Consider the following 15,966-nt stretch of genomic DNA (forward strand, 5'->3'; position numbering starts at 1 on the left):
GGCCCGCAAATGCGGGCCTTTTTTATTGGTTTATGTCGGATTACCCTTTTTCACTTCACGCCAGATTCGCCACGCCATAAGCGCCAGTACGGCGACCCCAAGAATTAACGCCCCCCACACCAACAACGTTTTCCACTGGCTTTGTTGCTCAGCTACTGACGTTGCCGTCAATCGCGCTTCACCACCAAGCGCCACGCTCTCCTGAAGAGTCGCCCACGGTAGATAATCTATCTCCTGCGATTTACGCAGCGACGCCGGGATCAGCATATCGAGACCAACATCAGCCTTTTTCGCCGCCCGGTTTCCCCACGCCAGCATATAAGGCCCTTTGCCCTGCGTATTAAACACCAGTTGATAACTGTCGCGCATGCCGCTCAACTCAGGCAGCCTCTCTGGCAACCGGGCGTTAATGGTCGTCATCCGGACGGCCTCAACCAACTGACCGGAAAGACGAATATCTTCCGCACTCCTCCAGTCCAGATTGTAAAGCATGGTTTTTGTCAGCGGCTGCCAGGGCTCTTTTTCAGCGCTGCGCCAGGCCAGTTCCACCGGTAAAACACCTTCACTTTCCAGATCGATGCGAAGCGAGGTCAGCGGCTGGGGCTGCGCCCATCGCCAGACGGCTTCGTCATCCGAAACCTTATTCCCCTGGGCTTCAATCACGATACGCTCGGATTCCGGCTCGCTGCTGGCCGCTATCGCGCTCACGCTGTTTAACGTCAGCGCCGGACTTTGCGAGTCGAGGATCACCAGCAGGTAGCGAGTCGCCTCCACAGAGAGCGTGAGGCTGGCGCTGATGGTGTCCATTTTCAGGCGATCGTTATCACGCGTCAGATCCATTAACGGCGCATCTTCCTGCACGGGTCGCCAGTAGCGCAAATCACTGCTTGCATAAACCGAGGCTTTCCCCTGCCAGTTGCCCGCCTGCGAGTCCCAGTTCAGGCGTAACTGCGCCAGTGAAAAGGCACCTTTCGTCTCTTCCGGGAGCGTCAGTAAATAGCTCTGGCCGAGCGCTTTGACATCATCACTTTGCAAATGAATTTCAATGCCGCTCTTCGAGCGTAAAACAATAGCGTCTCCGCCTCGTTGCCCCTCCTCACGCGGCGCAACCGGTGACATATCAAGCGGGAAAAAACGCAGCGCCACTGCCTCTGGCGTAACGGGCTGGGTTTTCTGCGCCACCAGAGTAAACGGCACCGTCTCCCCCAGATGGTTAAAGACCCGGACATCGCGCAAATCCGCCCAGGCGGTACCCGGATACACCGCCGGAGGTAGCGAAAGGCGATACCACGGCGATGTGCCCGTAGTTTCCAGCGTCACCCCCGTTACGTAGTCCGCCGGAGACTCTTTCACTTCATCGCTGCTTACCGCCGCGCCTGTCACGCCCAGCAGTACGCTGCATAACACCGCTTTCATCCATTTCATTTTTCTTCTCCAGCTTTGGGCGGTAATGGTGAAAAATACCCGATAATCAACACCAGAATGGCCACACCGATAAACGCAACCGCGCGCGCCAGGCCGCCGCCTCCTGCGCTGTCCACCAGCATCAGTTTCACAATGACTATCCCCAACAATACCGCGCCACACAGCCATTCCCGACGCGAGCGACGCCGGGTCGCCCATAGCATCACCACCAATGCCGCCAGCATCCAGAACAGAGCAAAACAGGTTTGAATCAGCCGTGAATCCCATAGTGCGTCTACACGCCACGCAACCTCGCCATACCAGGACAATGCACGCAGCAGCACGCCATTGAGCCACCAAAAGCTGAGCGCCATCAGCGCCACAACCGGCCATGGGCGAGATACCGAAAACTGCGCCGGGAAATAGCGTTCAGACGCGCGATAAAACACCACCAAGCCCAGCAGGGCAAAAGCTGCGCCCTCTTCCAGCGGGTTGAGCAACGGCAGATAAGTCTGACGATAAACCACGCCATCTTGTAAATTGGTCAGCACGAGCAGACCGACCAGCACCAGCACAACGGGAACCATCGCCTGAACAGAATAGAGGGTAGGCCAGATGCGAAACGGCCAGATTTGTCGATGAACAGACTGATAAATCAGGAAAATAAGCAGCCCGCCAGCCGCCATCATCAGGCCGCTACCCCACGCGGCCCTTCCCCACGGCAGCCCCTGCGCGAACCAGAACAGCTCAACCGCGAGCGCCAGTAAAATCATCCAGAAGAACGATAAATGCGCCAGTCTGGAAAGCATTGGCGGTAATATTTGTGCGTCACGCCAGAGCAGCGCTACCGCAACAATTAGCGCCGCGCACCAGGCCAGATTCGGCCAGCCCGCCGCAAAAATCTGCTGTACAGCGATCTGATACATCAGCATCACCAGCATCATCGGCCACAGCAGCCATTTACTGGCATCCAGCTCCCGCCACGCCAGGCGACCCGCGATACTTCGCCAGCCCCAGCTCGATACCGCCATTAATGCCAGCACGCCAGACAGTACCCACCGCTCCTGTTTCAGAACGAGTTGCGATGCCGCAACGAGCGCAACAATCCAGAAAACCAAACCACCAGCGAGTAGCGCCCAACTGCCCGGCATCCAAATGTTGCGCCATAGCCATGCAGCAACCAGCCAACTGAGGCTGAGCACGGCAAAAATCAGCATGACTGAGAGCGCGGTTGTTCCGTTCGCCAGCGCCCATAGCGCGCTGCCCACGGCCAGCACGAGCAGCGCCGTACCGCTATAACTCATGCGTCGTTGCTGTTGTTGCACGCCCAGCCAGAGGATCCCAAGCCCTTCCAGCGACCAGGCCATCGCCGTCCAACGGGCTGAAAGCGCCAACGGGATAGCAAGAGTGGTAAACGCACCACCGAGCGCCAGGGCGGACAATACCAGAGGTCTCCCCAGAGAAGAGGAACGCCGCAACGCAAACTTTGCTAACACCAGATAGAAACCACCGTAGCCCAGCGCACTAAGCGCCGGACCATAAGCCATATGCCGGGTAATGGCATACTGCATTCCAAAACCGATCAGCGGTGGGGCAAACAGCAGTACGCCGTCAATAATCTGTTTGCCTTTTTCCTGCGCCCGGAGCGACAACGCCACGCTCAGCACGCCAAAAATAATCGTGTTGGCGATCAGGAACAGTTGGCAACTCAGGTAATACTCTGGTCGATAGCCCTCCAGGCCCCACACCCCGCCAACGCCGAAGGTGAACAGCAGGCCGAGCAGATTAAGCTCCCGCCAGTGCTGCCAGATGCTGATGGCGAGAATGCCGACCGAGAGCAGAAGATAGAAAGAGAAAAGCGCGACATGACTGCCGCCGCCGGTGGAAAGCAACAGCGGCGCGAGATAACCGCCAAGACTTGCCAGCATCGCCAGGCTGAGCGCCTTTTGCAGAATAGCCAGCCCCACACTCGCCGCACAAATCACCACCAGCAGCGCAAATGCCAGCGTCATTGGCAGCATTTGCCACAGCCGGAACGCGCCAAAGACGGTGAGATAGAGTGCTCCGGTAGCTCCCCCCTGTAATATCAGCGCATAAATCGGTTGCTTATGCCGCAACCGCCAGCCCAACGCCAACAGCACAATAGCGAACAGCGCGGCCGCCACCAGACGCAGCTCCAGCGGAAACAGAGAATGTTCGACCGTATAACGCAGCAGGAAAGAAAGCCCCAAAAACAGGAGCAAAATACCGAGCTTTGCCAACGGGTTACCCTGCATAAACCAGCGCACCAGCGATGACATTACCCCGCCAAAAGCAGAAGGCCGCTCGACGTCGGGCGTAGATACCGCCGCATTATCCGGCTTCGGCTGTGAAGCCCACGGGTTAACGGGCTCAGGCGGCGGCTCAGTTACAGGCTCCGGCGATACGCTGCTCATCGCAGCCGTTGGCGCATCGGCAGGAACAATATCTTTTGCTGCCGTTGGCTCAACGGCGCTGGTCTGCGCCACACCGCGCAGCTCCAGCTCCTCTACCCGACGGCGCAAGACCATCAGCTCAGAACGTACAGCCGCACTGCGTCTGAATGCCACGATCGCGAGGCCAGGAACCACTACCAGCGCGAAGAATAATACAATGCAGCCAAGGGTTAGCAGCTCATCCATGTTTCCACCTTCACTGTATAAAGACAGACCAGAATGACACAAATTGTTGCAGTTGCGCCATATCGGTTAACACGATGAATCGCTTTTCAGAATAGACAATCAGCCCCTGCGTTTGGCCAGGGGCTGTGATGAGGGATTAAAACGCGAAACAGGAGCAGCCAAGCGCGCCCCAGAAAGCCCGGTCATCTGACACCGGAATTGCCGATTTACGCGCTATATCATGCTGATGACCGTGTACGCCGCAGCTGCCGCAGCACTGGTGCATCTGCACCATTGCGCCAATTTTCGCCGTAGCAGGCGGCGCTGAGCGATAGTGCCCCGGCACTTTTACCACCGGCGACCAGTCAGGTACAACTGGGATGGCTGGCGGCGCCAGCGGAGTGAAATGCCCGGCCGCATACACCACTTTGCCATCGACAATGGTCATCACCGACTCTATGCCTTTGATCTCCTCTTCCGGCACACTGAAGTAATCTTTAGACAGCACCACCAGGTCGGCCAGTTGCTCTTTCTCGATGCGCCCTTTCTTACCCTGTTCGCTGGAGAACCAGGCGCTACCGGCCGTCCACAGTTCCAGCGCCACATCGCGCGGCAGGCGATTGTTATCATCGTACATCGCCATCCCTCCCACAGTACGGCCCGAAACCAGCCAGTAGAGCGCTGTCCACGGGTTGTAGCTGGCCACGCGGGTGGCATCAGTCCCCAGCCCTACCGGAACGTCAGCCGCCAGCATTTTCGCCACTGGCGGGGTATGTTTGACCGCATCTTTGCCATAGCGATCGACAAAATATTCGCCCTGGAACGCCATACGGTGCTGAACAGCGATCCCGCCCCCCAGCGCTTTTACGCGCTCGATATTCCGTTCGGTAATCGTTTCAGCGTGATCGAAGAACCAGTGCAGGCCATTGAACGGGATATCGCGATTCACCTTCTCGAATACGTCGAGCATTCGGCTGATGGATTCATCGTAGGTGGCGTGCAGCCGGAACGGCCAGCGGTGCTCCACGAGGTGGCGCACCACGCGCTCCAGCTCATCTTCCATACCTTCCGGCAGATCCGGGCGTGGCTGGAGGAAGTCTTCAAAATCCGCGGCCGAGAAGACCAGCATTTCCCCTGCCCCATTGGCACGGTAGAAGTCGGTCCCCTGCCCTGGTTTGAGCATATCGGTCCAGCGCTCAAAGTCTTCCAGTTCCTGCTGCGGACGCTGGGTAAACAAGTTGTAGGCGATGCGCACCGTCATCTGTTTGTTGGCGTATAGCTGCTCAATTATCTCGTAATCTTCCGGGTAGTTCTGAAAACCACCGCCTGCATCGATGGCGCTGGTCAGCCCGAGACGGTTCAGCTCGCGCATAAACTGCCGGGTCGAGTTGACCTGCATTTCCAGCGGCAGTTTTGGTCCTTTTGCCAGCGTCGAATAAAGGATCATGGCGTTGGGTTTGGCGATCAGCATCCCGGTTGGGTTACCGTTGCTATCACGCACAATCTCACCACCCGCCGGGTCCGGCGTCGCTTTGGTGTAGCCGACTGCTTTCAGTGCGGCACGGTTCAGCAAAGCTCTGTCGTAGAGGTGCAGAACAAAAACTGGGGTATCCGGGGCAGCTTCATTCAGTTCTTCGAGGGTTGGCATGCGACGTTCGGCAAACTGGAATTCGCTCCAGCCGCCCACCACGCGCACCCATTGCGGCGATGGCGTTCTGTCAGCCTGCTCTTTGAGCATGCGTAGCGCGTCCGCCAGCGACGGAACGCCTTCCCAACGCAATTCCAGGTTGTAATTCAGACCGCCGCGAATGAGGTGCAGGTGCGAATCGTTCAGGCCCGGGATCACCGTATGCCCTTGCAGATCGACAACCTGCGTCCCGTCGGTGGCAAAACTCATGATGCGATCGTGGCTACCGGTCGCCAGGATCTTACCATTGGCGATCGCCACCGCCTCGACCTGCGGGTTTTGTCTTTCGAGAGTATGAATTTTTCCGTGAGTCAGAATCAGTGTGGCAGTTTGAGACATAACAATCTCCTGAGAAACCGGTCAAGCTTTTTTCAGCCATCCGGCAAACAGACGGGTTACGATGGGCATCCAGAACCAGACCACCAGCGCAACCACACAGGCATCATTGATCAGATGCAGGAGTAACGAGCCCTTCATGGCAGGCAGCACAATGCCGGTCAACCACGGCACCAAATTGGTGCTGGGAAAAATCACCAGCAGAGTTATCAGAAACTGTTTCCAGCGCCTGGGCTGACGTACATGGGGCGCGGGCGGCGTAAACCAGAACGCTGCTTCGGTGCGGATTTCGGTTTTATCCCCCTCCGCCAGCAGCGGGGCAATCTCTTCGACCAGCACGCGGCGCGTATCGGACTGGGTCCAGTTATACAGATGCTCCAGCGTGTCGAAGCGGATAATGATGTTCCACAAGTTGTTGCCATCTGCAGGACGAATCACATTCGCCCCCAGATGACCGGGAAACTCGGCCGCCACCGGCATGATTTTCCCCAGCCACTGCTCATACCGCTGCGCTTGTTCAGGCAGCAGGGTGTGGGAAATCACCAACGTCACATGTTTGTTCTGCGCCATAAAGGGTTCCTTGTGGAGAGGAAACAGGCCCGCTTAGGCCACGGAAGCAATACACAAAATCATTCATGGCGCATCGAAACGGCAAGATTGTGTATCCCCGGAGGCTGACAAAAGTTAGTGACCGGGGTTCGCAAACGAAGCCCACAAAGAGGCAACATGAAGGATGAGGTGTATTTAGGCTTTACGTTCCGGCGCGCCATGCACCATGGTGTAGGCGTAATCCACGCCCATACCGTAGGCGCCGCTGTGCTCACGTACCAGATCCATGACGGCGTCGTAGGTTTCTTTGCGGGACCAGTCGCGCTGGTACTCGAGAAGAACCTGTTGCCAGGTCACTGGTACGGCGCCCGCTTGTACCATGCGGTCGATAGAACGCTCGTGGGCATCCACGGACGTGCCGCCGGAAGTGTCAGTTACCACATAAACTTCGTAACCCGCTTCCAGCGCCATCAGCGCCGGGAAAGTCAGGCATACTTCGGTCCATAGCGCGGAGATAATCAATTTTTTACGCCCGGTCGCTGCCACGGCTTTCACAAACGCCGCATCTTCCCAGGAGTTCATCGAGGTGCGTTCAATTGGTTTCACATCAGGATGAACCGCTAACAATTCCGGCCAGATATAACCGCTAAAACTTTTCGTTTCCACAGAAGTATAAATCACCGGAACATTAAATATTTTCCCGGCCTTCGCTAATGCCACGGTATTATTTTTCAAAGTCTGGCGGTCAATATTCGCCACACCAAATGACATTTGCGGCTGATGATCAATAAAAATAAGTGTTGAGTTTTGAGGGTCAATCAGTTCCCGAATAGACATAGCACACCTTCTTAATCAATAAGTTAAAAGGCAACGGTCTGTATCTGCCGTCAGCAGCAGGATCCTGAATCAGAAAGCTTGTTGAGTATAGCGGGAAATTTCTAACGAGTTATTAAAGAAAACTTACCATCCAGTGAAACTATTAATTTTGTGTTGCGATATATCCTAAACAACATCAAAAAAATGCGCATGACTCATCTAATTTATTCACTGGCATTGTTTTTCTCCATTCGGTACAACAGAGGGGTTTAATTTTCAGGATATTTTCTGCTTATGCGCATCAATCTGGATGTTTTGCTAATTCTCGACGCACTCGATAAACAGGGTTCATTTGCCGCGGCGGCGGAATCGCTGTTTAAAACCCCTGCTGCACTCAGCTATATGATTCAAAAGCTGGAAAGTGATTTGAATATCGAGTTGCTTGACCGTTCCGGTCACCGGGCAAAATTTACCGACACCGGTCAGATGATGCTGGAAAAGGGACGTTTGCTGCTGAGTGCGGCAAAAGATCTCGAAAAGCAGGCGGTGCAGCTGAGTTCAGGCTGGGAAAAAGAGCTGGCGATTGCGCTGGACGACTCCTTCCCTTTCGCCTCGCTGTTGCCCATTATCGATGAATTTCACGCGCTGAATAAGCAAACCCGCCTTAACTTCACCCACCATACGCTGGCGGGCTCCTGGGAGGAGCTGACGCATAATGGAGCAGATATTATTTTGGGGGCGATTAATGAACCGCCTACGTCAGCGGCCTGGTCCTACAAAATGCTTGGCACGCTGGACAATGTGTTTGTCGTTGCGCCTGAGCATCCGCTGGCCGCAGCACCGGATGACCTGACTAACGAACAGCTGTGCCTGCACCGGGCGATTGTCATTAGCGACAGCGCCCGCTTTTGTCATCCGTTACAAACCAATCTGATGGAGGAGCAGGCGCAGATTCGCGTTGATGATTTCCACAGTAAGGTGATGCTACTGCGGGCCGGCTTGGGCTGCGGATTTCTCCCCCGCCATATTGCTAACCCGTGGCTTGCCACGGGCGAGCTGGTGGAAAAAACGGTCATCTCATTTCGCCAAAAAGACGTGGCCTATATGGCCTGGCGCAATAACCGCGATGGACTGGCGCAGCGCTGGTGGCGGGAAACGCTGCTGGCAAGCCCGGATGTTACGCGCTTATATCAATGACCCATCCACACCGAGGCGGAAATCGCCGGCAGCGTCAGGATATCCTCGGCAAGCACGCCTTTGCCCTCCTGGTGCTGCCATTGTCTGACGCTCAGTAATGGCGAGGCTGGCAAGACCACTTCACAGGCGTGGCCACGGTTAATCGCCACCAATACACGCTGGCGGTTTAGCACGCGTACAAACACCACCACGTTATCCTCGGCGTAAATCACCTGACAACCACCATGGCGCAGCGCCTGGCTCTGGTGGCGTAATGTTGCCAGTCGCTGATACAACGCCAGCAGGTTAGCGTCCTGTTTTTCAGGCTGCCACGGGAATGGTTTGCGACAAAACGGATCGTTGTTCCCATCCAGTCCCACTTCGTCACCGTAGTAAATACAGGGCACACCAGGCCAGGTAAACAGCCACACCACCGCCAACGGTAAACGTGCGACGTCCTTACCGAGCAGAGATTTAAAACGGGCGGTATCGTGGCTGTCGAGCTGGTTGAACATCCGCAACTGCTGCTGATGCGACAAACCCGCGCGATAGTTATCCATCCACGCCATACAGGTCTGGGCGTCAATGAATTGCGGATCGTATGAGATATCGGTATTGGCGAGAAATCCCCATATCGGGAAGGTAAAACCGCGATAGTTCATGGCGGCATCTTCCGCGTCGGCCTGCAACCATTGACGCGCGTCGCCAAAATGCTCGCCCACCACATACGCCTCTGACTGGGTCTCTTTCGCCGCCTGCGTAATTCCGGCCACGTGCTGCAGGTTGTTGTGCGCACCACCGGCCTCTCCCAGCATATGCACCACGTCAAGACGCCAGCCGTCCATACTCCACGGCGCTTTCAGCCAGTGGCGAACGATACTGTCTTCGCCGCGATAAATTTCATTCACCAGGCTTTCAGAGGAAAAGTCCAGCTTGGGCAGGCTGGAATACCCCAGCCAGTCGAGCGCGACGCCGTCGGCTGAGAAATGATACCAGTCGCGCCATGGGGATTGCGGATTATGGCATGCGCCATCCGTTCCCCGATTATGTCGGTCAAACCAGGCGTGTGAATCGCCGCTATGGTTAAAAACACCGTCGAGAATCAGGCGCATCCCCTGCTGTTGGGTGGTGTGACGCAGGCGCAGCAGCGCCCTGTCGCCGCCAAACTGCGGATCAACATGACGGTAATCTTCGGTATCGTATTTATGCACGCTCGGCGCGGTAAATACCGGATTCAGGTACAGCGCCGTGACGCCTAACGTTTTCAGATACGGCAGCTTTTCGCTGATGCCGTCCAAATCGCCGCCATAAAACGTGGAGCCACCGGCCTGGGCCGTAAGCGGTTCATCCCACTCGCGCCGCACAATATCGTGTCCGGCAGCGTGGTGATAATAGACGTTATCCTGAGTCGCTTCACGCGACTGGCTGCGGGCAAAACGGTCCGGGAAAATTTGGTAAAAAATCTGATCGGCGGCCCACTGCGGGCCGTTATCCGGCACATCAACAGCAAACTGCTCCAGACGCGCAGGCGGAAAACGGCTGAATCCCTGCGGGGTAAACCACAGCTGACGATCGAGCCAAAGTAATTTAAAGCTATAGCGTCGACGAGGCTGTCCGCTGGAGAGATCGATCGCCGCTCTCCACGCTGTCACGCCCGGCTGCGGCTGGCTGCGTTGCTTGTGCATACCCAGCGAAATCTCTTCGTTATCGTTTTCTGCGCGTAGCGTCACCCGCTGGGGTGGATTTTCCCCCGCCAGCCATAATGTAATCGTCAGTTGATCTTTGTTTTGCTTAACAAATGGGGCAACCGGAAGGTGCCAGGCGTTCAACATCACGTATCCCCTTTGATGATAATGACGTCACCTTGCCATAGCGAAGTGCAGGATCACTCATCATCTTAACGTTTATTGGGGGAGGAGTGCGGGGGAGGAGAAAATTGCCGGGTAACATTAAGCTACCCGGCAAAAATATTACTGCGCTTCAGCCAGTTGGCGCTCGCGACGGCGCTTGAAAACCCAGCCGGCAAGCAGCAGGATAATCCACGCAAAGCCGACGTATAGCGAAATGCGGGTATCCGGATGATAGCCGATAAGCGCGATGATAAAGACCAGGAAAATCAGGCCAATAACGGTCGTCACAACCCCACCCGGCACTTTAAATTTCAGCGCCTTAACCTCTTCCGGCGGCAGACGACGACGGAAGGCAATTTGTGACAGCAGGATCATAATCCACACCCATACCGTTGCGAAGGTCGCCAGAGAGGCGATCACCAGGAAGACGTTTTCCGGCATGATGTAGTTAAGATACACCGCAAACAGCAGCGCGATGGTCATCACCATCACCGTCACCCATGGCACGCCACGACGCGACGTCTTGGCGAACATTTTCGGCGCGCTGCCCTGCTCCGCCATACCGTGCAGCATACGCCCCACGCCAAAGACGTCAGAGTTGATGGCCGACAGCGACGCGGTCAGGACTACGAAGTTGAGGATCCCGGCGGCAAAGGTAATCCCCATATGCTGGAACGTCAGAACGAACGGGCTACCGTCAGTGCCGACCTGGTTCCACGGGTAAATAGACATGATGACGAACAGCGTCCCCACGTAAAACACGAGGATACGCATCGGTACGGAATTGATGGCGCGCGGAATAGATTTTTCCGGGTCTTTGGCTTCGCCAGCGGTAATCCCGATAATCTCAATCCCGCCGTAGGCGAACATCACCATTTGTAGCGACATCACCATGCCGAGCCAGCCGTTGCTGAAGAAACCGCCGTTGCTCCACAGATTATGGATACCGGTAGGCTGTCCGCCGTTACCAATCCCCCAAATGATGATGCCAAAACCGGCGACAATCATGATGATAATGGTGGCGACTTTAAAGAACGAGAACCAAAATTCCAGCTCGCCAAACACCTTCACGCTCATCAGGTTGATGGCGCAGATAATCAATACCACGCTGAGTACCCAAATCCAGTGCGGTACGGCCGGGAACCAGACGCCCATGTAAATACCAAAGGCAGTCACATCGGCAATAGCGACAATCAGGATTTCAAAACAGTAGGTCCAGCCGGTTATGTAGCCTGCCAGCGGTCCGAGGTTTTCCTGCGCATAGCGCGAGAAGGAGCTGGCTGCAGGGTTATGAACGGACATTTCGCCCAGCGCGCGCATAATGATATACGCCGCTACGCCGCCGATAATATAGGCCAGCAACACGCTTGGCCCCGCCATTTTGATGGCATCGGCCGAGCCGTAGAACAGCCCGGTACCAATTGCTGAACCTAATGCCATAAAGCGAATGTGCCGGGTGCTCAGCCCACGCTTTAGCTTGTTATTACTTTCCATCGATTCCTAACCTGTTAACACAATAAAAAACCACGGGGCCATGTTAATAGCCCCGTGGTTAAAACTTATTGTCAGTGATATTAGTGTGCGCTGGAGGTCACTTGTCGACCCGCTGCACGATCCCAGATAACTGCCAGGACCACCATCACGACTGTTGGCATCAACCACGCCAGCCCCTGCTCCGCCAGCGGTAAACGCTGGGTCCAGGCCGGTAACACGTCGCCAATTGCAGAAGCTTTAATGCCATCAAGGATACCAAAAATCAGGCTGATAAACATCGCAGGTGCAATGACGCGGGAAGAATTATGCCACCATGAGCGGGTAAAACTTAATACAACCAGTGCGATACATGGCGGATAGATAGCCGTCAGCACCGGAATAGAGATCTGAATCAGATGGCTCAGACCCAGGTTAGAGACCACCATCGAGAAGCCGCCGAGGATAAATACCAGCGTACGATAAGACAGTGGAACGTACTGGGCAAAGAACTCTGCGCACGCGCAGGTCAGGCCAACCGCGGTGACCAGACAGGCGATGAAAATCAACGCCGCCAGCAGGAAGCTCCCTGCGCCACCAAAGGTGTGCTGAACATACGCATGCAGAATTGCCGCGCCGTTAGCAGACTGATCGACCAGAATTGCGCTATCTGAACCCAGACGGAACAACGCGAGATACAGCAGCGTTAAGCCCACACCCGCCATCAAACCCGCCCAAACGGTATAACGGGTCAGCAGACGCGCTTCAGTAACGCCACGCGAGCGAGCGGCGTTGACGATAACAATACCAAATACCATCGCGCCCAGCGTATCCATGGTCAGATACCCGTTCACGAAGCCATTAGAAAACGCAGCAGTTTGATAGGCTTCCATCGCATTGCTGATCGGGCCTGCTGGCCAGACGATTGCGGCGACAGACAGGACCACCAGCGCCAGGATTTTCAGCGGGGCCAGGAAATTACCAACCGTATCCAGCAGTTTGCCCGGATACAGCGAAACCAGAATCACAATCGCGAAATAGACCACGCTGTAGATAAGCAGTGGCAGCGCGGAGTCACCGGTCAGCGGTGCAATCCCGACTTCGAAAGAGACCGTCGCGGTACGCGGCGTAGCAAATAACGGTCCAACAGCCAGATAGCACACGGTCGCCAGCAGCAAACCAGCGACTTTACCGATAGGCGTGCTCAGTCGGTCCACACCACCACCGACTTTCGCCAACGCGACAACGGTAAGTACCGGCAGGCCAACGGCGGTAATCAAAAAGCCAAAAGCCGCAGTCCAGACGTGTTCACCTGCCTGCAAACCAACCATTGGGGGGAAGATGATGTTACCTGCACCAACGAACAGTGCAAATGTCATAAATCCCAAAGCGATAATATCGCGCGATTTTAACTGATGGGTCATAAAGTCTTACTGCCTGTGGATGTGGTGTTGAAAATAATAAATTTTTGCCTTTCCCTGGGGGACAATACAGCGGCATTTTTGCTCAATTCCAGCGGGAAACACTCCCAGACTGGCGCGGCGAAGAATAGTTTTTCGATTTACCGCGTAAATGCAGTCGGTATGACAGCACCTGGAGCGCAATTTAAACGCTTATAACGTTTTAAAGCAAGGTGGGATCCCAAAACCAGAACAATATAGCGATATGAAAAATGGGGTTAGCACAAAACACCATTTCATGGAAAAAGGTATGGGTAATAGTTCGAACAAAAAACAACCAAACGTCGTAAAATTCAGGATGGTTATATTGACCGCATAGAAAAAGCCAGCTTGCGCTGGCTTTTGGAAAGATTATCTTACGAATGCGCCTTAACCGTTAATTTTGGCAATTAAACGTTCCGGGATCACGAAACTAAATCGCGTCCCAACGCCTGGTTCGCTTTCGATATTCAAGCGACTGTCGTGATGATGCAGCGCATGCTTAACGATGGCCAGACCAAGTCCGCTGCCGCCCGTTTGCCGCGATCGCGCCTTATCCACACGATAAAAACGTTCGGTTAAGCGTGGAATATGCTCGGCGGCAATGCCTGGACCGTTGTCTTCCACGCAAAACTCCGCCCCCGACGCCACATGCTGCCAGCGTACGGTAATGTGCGTTCCCGCTGGCGTATGGTTCACCGCGTTGTAGACGAGATTCGAGATAGCGCTACGCAACTGCTCCTCGTTACCCCGCACATTCAGGCTGTTATCAACATCAAAGGTAAACGTATGTTTTTGCTGGCTCAGCGTTTGCGCTTCGTGTTCGAGCACGCGCAGCATCATGGGCACATCGACCTTCTCATTGAGCAGTAGCGTCGGCGCAGCCTCAATTTTTGACAGCGTCAGCAGCTGTTTCACCAGCCCTTCCATGCGATACGTTTGTTCACGCATGGTATGCAGCGCTTTTTCACGCGTCGTCCCTTCCAGCGGATGCTCCTGCATCATTTCCAGGTACCCTTGTAACACCGTCAGAGGCGTACGCAGTTCATGGCTGGCGTTGGCGAAAAAGTTACGTCGTGAACCTTCCAGTTGATGCATCTGGGTAACGTCGCGCGCCACCATCAGCAGTTGCTTATCGGTATAGGGCATCACGCGAATTTCCAGATGCCGTCCGGTATTGAGTACCAGATTGATCGGTCGGCTAAAATCGCGCGTTTTCAGATATTGTGTAAATTCCGGGTAGCGCAACAGGTTAAGAATATTTTGCCCGCTATCGTCCGGCCAGCGCAGTCCCAGAACCTGCTGGGCCAGTCCGTTACACCAGAAGATACCGCCTTCTTCAGTGGTCAGCACCACCGCGTCGGGTAGCGATTCCGCCCCGCTGCGAAAACGTTTAATCAGATTACCCAGTTCACGACGGCGCTTTTTGTTGCGCAGTTGCATTTGATGCAGCCCGTACAACAACGGCTCCCAACTGCCTCGCCCCGGCGGCGGCGTCATGCTTCTGTCGACCCATAGCCACCAGGACAAACGTAATAAATTCCAGAAATGCCAGATAAGCAGGCCCGTTACCGACGCCAGTAAAAACCAGGGCAGGTAACCGAAAAAAGCGCTAAGGATAAATGCCGGTATGCAGCACAGGATCAGCTCCAGTACCAACCTTTTCCATGACAATCGTTCTAGCAAACGTCTTACTCCCTATACGGCCTATTCCTTCAGGCCTTGATTCTTGTCAGTCAGAAGCGGGTTGAAAAACGATATCCCGTCCCGCGAACCGTCTGCACCATACGATCGTGTCCGCTGTGCTCCAGCGCCTTACGTAAGCGGCGGATGTGCACATCCACTGTCCGGTCTTCCACGTACACATTGGTTCCCCAGACATGATTAAGGAGTTGCTCACGACTGTAGACACGCTCGGGATGAGTCATAAAGAAGTGCAACAGTTTGAATTCGGTCGGCCCCATATCCAGCGGATCCTCGCCGGTCATCACGCGATGCGAGGTGGGATCAAGGCTTAGCCCCTGCATCTCTATAACCTCTTCCACCGCCATCGGTGAAATACGACGCAGAACTGCTTTAATACGCGCCACCAGCTCCTTGGGAGAAAAGGGCTTGGTAATATAATCATCCGCACCGGTTTCCAGCCCCCGGACGCGATCTTCCTCTTCCCCCCTCGCCGTCAGCATCATCACCGGGATATCCCGCGTCATCGCTTCGCGCTTGAGATGTTTAATAAACTGTAGACCCGAGCCGCCTGGAAGCATCCAGTCAAGCAGGACGAGATCCGGCCAGGGTTCATTGAGTTGGTTCACAGCACTGTCATAGTCTTCGGCTTCAACGGGTTGAAATCCGTTTTGCTCGAGCACGAAGCAGACCATTTCACGAATTGGAGCTTCATCTTCTACGACCAGAATACGTCTCGCCATGATTTGCCCTGTTTGTAATTAAATCGTTTGCCATCAATACAGTGCCATTATGCGTCAGTTTTATGACAGATTTATGAAAAGATAGTCCAGGTTTAACGCAGCCCGGCGAATTATGACAGCCCGGAGACAAGATATTCCCACTCGTGAAGGGTTATAATCCCCGCCATTGTTTTA

General features: G+C 54.9%; 11 protein-coding genes. 1 reads left to right on the forward strand and 10 read right to left on the reverse strand.

The features are described 5' to 3' along the window. Positions 1-30: 30 nt before the first annotated feature. The 5 genes from HV243_RS19105 to HV243_RS19125 form a co-directional block, all read right to left on the reverse strand. Complete coding sequence (locus HV243_RS19105) at positions 31-1,425, reverse strand: DUF3999 domain-containing protein (RefSeq protein WP_053388990.1); 1,395 nt, start codon at positions 1,423-1,425, stop codon at positions 31-33. Beyond that, positions 1,422-4,064, reverse strand: coding sequence for a DUF2339 domain-containing protein (locus HV243_RS19110; protein WP_053388991.1), 2,643 nt, complete (start codon positions 4,062-4,064; stop codon positions 1,422-1,424). Before HV243_RS19110 ends, HV243_RS19105 begins: the two co-directional genes overlap by 4 nt. Positions 4,065-4,200: 136 nt before the next feature. Then, entirely contained in the window at positions 4,201-6,069 is a 1,869-nt protein-coding gene (locus tag HV243_RS19115; RefSeq protein ID WP_053388992.1) for an amidohydrolase, read from the reverse strand. Between the two features lie 21 nt (positions 6,070-6,090). Further along, a complete protein-coding gene (locus HV243_RS19120; RefSeq protein ID WP_016152022.1) occupies positions 6,091-6,636 on the reverse strand; it encodes an antibiotic biosynthesis monooxygenase in 546 nt (181 codons plus the stop codon). 174 nt (positions 6,637-6,810) lie between these two features. Beyond that, entirely contained in the window at positions 6,811-7,452 is a 642-nt protein-coding gene (locus HV243_RS19125; RefSeq protein ID WP_047416914.1) for a hydrolase, read from the reverse strand. Positions 7,453-7,725: 273 nt separating this feature from the next. On the opposite strand from HV243_RS19125, the gene HV243_RS19130 reads away from it, so the two are divergent. Beyond that, the gene (locus HV243_RS19130; RefSeq protein WP_053388993.1) at positions 7,726-8,628 is read left to right on the forward strand and encodes a LysR family transcriptional regulator; all 903 of its coding nucleotides are present in this window, start codon (positions 7,726-7,728) and stop codon (positions 8,626-8,628) included. On the opposite strand, the gene malZ is transcribed toward HV243_RS19130, so the two are convergent. The 5 genes from malZ to phoB all read right to left on the reverse strand — a co-directional run bounded on the left by malZ (position 8,622) and on the right by phoB (position 15,792). Next, entirely contained in the window at positions 8,622-10,439 is a 1,818-nt protein-coding gene (gene malZ, locus HV243_RS19135; RefSeq protein ID WP_053388994.1) for a maltodextrin glucosidase, read from the reverse strand. The genes HV243_RS19130 and malZ overlap by 7 nt on opposite strands. A 138-nt stretch (positions 10,440-10,577) precedes the next feature. Beyond that, the gene (gene proY / locus HV243_RS19140; RefSeq protein WP_016152018.1) at positions 10,578-11,951 is read right to left on the reverse strand and encodes a proline-specific permease ProY; all 1,374 of its coding nucleotides are present in this window, start codon (positions 11,949-11,951) and stop codon (positions 10,578-10,580) included. Between the two features lie 80 nt (positions 11,952-12,031). After that, complete coding sequence (gene brnQ / locus HV243_RS19145; RefSeq protein ID WP_016152017.1) at positions 12,032-13,351, reverse strand: branched-chain amino acid transporter carrier protein BrnQ; 1,320 nt, start codon at positions 13,349-13,351, stop codon at positions 12,032-12,034. A gap of 405 nt (positions 13,352-13,756) precedes the next feature. Continuing rightward, a complete protein-coding gene (gene phoR / locus HV243_RS19150) occupies positions 13,757-15,052 on the reverse strand; it encodes a phosphate regulon sensor histidine kinase PhoR (protein ID WP_047357682.1) in 1,296 nt (431 codons plus the stop codon). 50 nt (positions 15,053-15,102) lie between these two features. Continuing rightward, positions 15,103-15,792 (reverse strand): phosphate response regulator transcription factor PhoB, encoded by a 690-nt coding sequence (gene phoB, locus HV243_RS19155; protein WP_003021496.1) that lies wholly within the window; start codon positions 15,790-15,792, stop codon positions 15,103-15,105. Between the last annotated feature and the right edge of the window lie 174 nt (positions 15,793-15,966).

The sequence above is a fragment of the Citrobacter sp. RHBSTW-00599 genome (assembly GCF_013784065.1).
In the GTDB taxonomy this organism is placed as follows: domain Bacteria; phylum Pseudomonadota; class Gammaproteobacteria; order Enterobacterales; family Enterobacteriaceae; genus Citrobacter; species Citrobacter braakii.